At 61.2% G+C, this 3,267-nt stretch carries 7 protein-coding genes; 3 read left to right on the top strand and 4 right to left on the bottom strand.

The genetic code is table 11. From position 1 onward, the window contains the following. Positions 1-201: 201 nt before the first annotated feature. From EXZ48_RS34195 to EXZ48_RS34185, 3 genes are all read left to right on the top strand, one after another. Positions 202-453, top strand: coding sequence for a type II toxin-antitoxin system Phd/YefM family antitoxin (locus EXZ48_RS34195; protein ID WP_050747013.1), 252 nt, complete (start codon positions 202-204; stop codon positions 451-453). Further along, positions 434-841 (top strand): type II toxin-antitoxin system PemK/MazF family toxin, encoded by a 408-nt coding sequence (locus EXZ48_RS34190; protein ID WP_245290308.1) that lies wholly within the window; start codon positions 434-436, stop codon positions 839-841. The genes EXZ48_RS34195 and EXZ48_RS34190 overlap by 20 nt, the downstream gene beginning before the upstream one ends. Positions 842-933: 92 nt before the next feature. Continuing rightward, positions 934-1,155 (top strand): hypothetical protein, encoded by a 222-nt coding sequence (locus EXZ48_RS34185; protein ID WP_371260178.1) that lies wholly within the window; start codon positions 934-936, stop codon positions 1,153-1,155. A gap of 144 nt (positions 1,156-1,299) precedes the next feature. On the opposite strand, the gene EXZ48_RS35375 is transcribed toward EXZ48_RS34185, so the two are convergent. The 4 genes from EXZ48_RS35375 to EXZ48_RS34165 all read right to left on the bottom strand — a co-directional run bounded on the left by EXZ48_RS35375 (position 1,300) and on the right by EXZ48_RS34165 (position 3,148). Next, the gene (locus tag EXZ48_RS35375; RefSeq protein ID WP_050747012.1) at positions 1,300-1,695 is read right to left on the bottom strand and encodes a hypothetical protein; all 396 of its coding nucleotides are present in this window, start codon (positions 1,693-1,695) and stop codon (positions 1,300-1,302) included. Next, on the bottom strand, positions 1,692-1,886 hold the full coding sequence (locus tag EXZ48_RS34175; protein WP_130521486.1) for a hypothetical protein: 195 nt from the start codon (positions 1,884-1,886) through the stop codon (positions 1,692-1,694). The genes EXZ48_RS35375 and EXZ48_RS34175 overlap by 4 nt, the downstream gene beginning before the upstream one ends. A 58-nt stretch (positions 1,887-1,944) precedes the next feature. After that, positions 1,945-2,229: a hypothetical protein gene (locus EXZ48_RS34170; protein WP_130521484.1), complete on the bottom strand. Its 285-nt coding sequence runs from the start codon at positions 2,227-2,229 to the stop codon at positions 1,945-1,947. A gap of 70 nt (positions 2,230-2,299) precedes the next feature. After that, entirely contained in the window at positions 2,300-3,148 is an 849-nt protein-coding gene (locus EXZ48_RS34165) for a DUF932 domain-containing protein (protein ID WP_130521482.1), read from the bottom strand. Positions 3,149-3,267: the final 119 nt, after the last annotated feature.

The raw sequence follows: 3,267 nt of genomic DNA, 5'->3' as shown, positions 1-3,267 counted from the left end.
CGTCGCCGGGCCTCAGTGCCGGGGGCGCAAGCCACCGACCGGACAAGCGATCGTTACCGGGATCGGCGGAGACGGCCGAAGGCTGGCTCCGTGCTCGCATAGAGCGCGGCCGGCCGGAACGGGCGGTGGCCCAACCTACGTTGTGATTGCATATTTCGCATGGAATACGTAAATTAGGTATATTCAGAATCGAGGCCGGCGATGAAGCAGTTCACCTTTTCCGACATGAATCGGGCATCCGGGGAAATCCTCGAAGCTGCCCTTATCGAACCCGTCGCGCTCACCAAGCGCGGCAAGCAAAAGCTGGTGATCTTGACGGCCGATGCCTATCAGCGCCTGAAGGGCGAGACACATGCGAAGGCATACCGCCTGGAAGATGCGCCCGACGAAATCCACGATGAGTTGATGACCGGCATCGACGCGATCCTCGACGATGCAGGCCGCGATGTTTGAGCGGGGACAGGTCGTCCGTTTCCATTATCTGTGGGCGCGGCAAGCAAGCGTGGGCGAGGAATCCGGCCGCAAAGCGCGTCCGGTCTGCATTGTCGTGCGCACGCCCGGAAATCCGGGGGCGGTCTATCTCTTCCCGATCACATCGCAAGAACCCCGGAGCGAGCGCATTTCCCTTTCGCTCTCGGAAATGGAATGCCGCCGCGTGGGCTTGTCGTTTCCTTGCTGGATCATCCTCGATGAATACAATCGTGTGGAACTCGACAAGGCATTCGATTTCGACTCGACCAAGCCTATTGGGAGCGTGAGCGCGGCATTCCTGGAAAAGATCGCTACGGTCATCAAGCAAGCTTCGGCCAGCCGCCAGGTCAAGGGCGTCAACCGATCGTAGGGGGGAATGACATGGCAATGACCGATCATGAACGCGCCGCATTCGAGCGGCTCCTGTAAATCGCCGGAAGCGACACCGGACAGTCCCGGCGTGTGGCTGCATTTCTTCTGGCATGGTGGAATGCTGACCGCCTCGGCGGCTTCGATCTGACGGACCTGTTCGGCGTGGATCAGGTGATCGCCGCCGATATGGGGACTGTGTTCGTCTGCCTCGGCCGCCAGTCCCAGGCATTCTACCCCGAAGAGTATCGAGCCGAGATCGAGGCTCTTATCGAGACTTGGCGGCCTGAGATCTGGGCCGAGAACCAGAGCTAAGGGTCTTATGGGCGGGAAGGGAGTTCGAGGGGTGGGGCTCCGGGGCACCCCTCGTCCTGGCCGGCGCCGCTCGATGCGGCAAGGGACAGGAACACGAGCGCCGGCGCGGAACAGTCTCGCAATCCCGTAAATGCAAAGGGATGCCTATGGCGCGTTTTTCGCCGCTGGCCCTCTGGAAATCAGCCGCTTAATATGCGCGCGAAGCTCAGTCTCCGTTCCGGCAAACCGATCTTGCCCTTCGGGATAGGTGATCGTCCAAGCTTCGTTTTTCGAGGCCCTCGTCGCTTCGTAGATGTCGCCATTGTCGGCGGTCACAGCGATCACAGCGGACGGACGTTTGGATGCCGGCTCCGGCTTCGACAAGGAATAGGACACCAGCCAGCTCGGACCATGCGAATTGCGCAGCGCCTGCAATATGCCGGTCGTGCGGGCATTCATCCAATCGTCGTTCAGCTTTGACTTCCAACGGCGACCGTTCTCGAGCGCGAAAGCCTGAAGGGCGGTGTGCTCCTTCGGGGTCAGGGAGCGAAGCTTGTTCATTGCTGATCGCCTCCGGCATGCTCGCTCAATGCGGCACTGGCGGCGATACCATCCTCCAGGCAGGCGGTTGCCGACCTGATCGCTTCAAGATCACCGTCAACGCCATCCTGCAGAGGATCGCCTTCAAAGCCGCACATGAACCGTTCGGCGCGCCGGAGTGCATCGAGCAAGCTTATAATTGCGTAGCTCATGCGTCACCGCCGTTCGGTGCTGTCACGGTCGCAGGCTGGTCTCCGTCCTCGCGGCCTGTCACGAGTTCGGCGAGCGCATGGCGAACTGAACAAAAAGCAAGGCGATCCCGGACGATGCAGGAAAAGCCGCTATCGGTGGAAATCCGGAATCTTCGGGAGTCTCTTCCTCAAACCATCGGTCTCCGGCTTCGATGCAATCGCGAATATTGTTTAAGGTGATGAAAAATGCGCCGCCCCAGGACGAGGGAAAGCGAGAGTGAATTGCATTGGCCAATGCCATGGGACGGACATGGCCAGTGATCTCCCCACTATTGGAGATGACGACTGGATGCGCGGGCTTCATGGTCTACCCTCCGCTATGGTGGTGATGGATGCGAGCGCCGCCATTGCCGGCGGCGCTCCTATTGTCCCGATCAGGATTTCAGGGCGGCCATCCGCTCGCCAAGCAGCCAAAGGGCCTTGTTCAGCTTGATATCCTGATCGATCCCGTTGACCGCGCGGGACGTCGCACGGCGCGGCCTGCCGAGGTCGTCGCGGCCGACGCCGCGCAAACCTCCCTTGATGGCGTTTTCCTGCACCACGTTCCACGTCGTCCAAAGATCGTTCGCACGGTCGTCGTGGCGGCGCGGGACAAGCAACTGCTCCGGCTTGATCGGCGTGGTCGTCTCGCCTTCATAGTCTCCGAAGCGGAGAACATGGGCGGCATCCGCCAGAATTTGAGCTTCCTCGGGGTTCATGCGCATGGTCGACCAATCCTGCGGGGCGGCAAGGGTGCGTTCTGCCTCGCCGAGAACGCGATAGGTGCCCTCTATGACCTTGTGCTGCACGTCGCCGGAATGGCGGACCTTGATGGCGTCGATGGTGCCGGTCTGCGTCACCAAAGAATTGAGGCAGCGGACGCGGAAAAGCCCGGCCATCAATTCGTAGGCGCTGGTTCCGTCATTGGCGTTCTTCAGGAGGATTTCGCAGACGGTATCCCCGACATGGTCGACCTTGCCGTCATCGATGCGGCGCATGCGAATGAGGTGCTTGGTGAAATCCGCCTTGCCTTCGGTGCGGCTGCGGGACTGCTTGGCGCCGACCGGCACGAAGCCTTCGTTCATGAGGCCGCGCAACACCTCGATGGTCGGGATGGGTTTGAAGCGCTCGGACCGGCTCTCGTGGGCGGTCACGGCAAAGATGGACGGCGCGATGCTGCGCATTTCGGTTTCGGTCAGGGCGCGGCCGGTGTCGAAGCGGGCGGTCTGGGTGTAGATGCTCATTTTCTGTCTCCATGTTTCCCGAAGTCCCGCAGGGGAAGCCCTCTTGGGCGAAGCCTCCCCGGTCTTTCCGGGGGAATGGCCTCTGACATTCCCCCGGACAGAGGGGGGAGGGCGCAGCC

It is taken from the genome of Shinella sp. JR1-6, from assembly GCF_004284735.1.
Lineage (GTDB): Bacteria > Pseudomonadota > Alphaproteobacteria > Rhizobiales > Rhizobiaceae > Shinella.
Note: the sequence above shows the minus strand (reverse complement) of the source record. Positions and strands in the feature narration are given on the sequence as shown.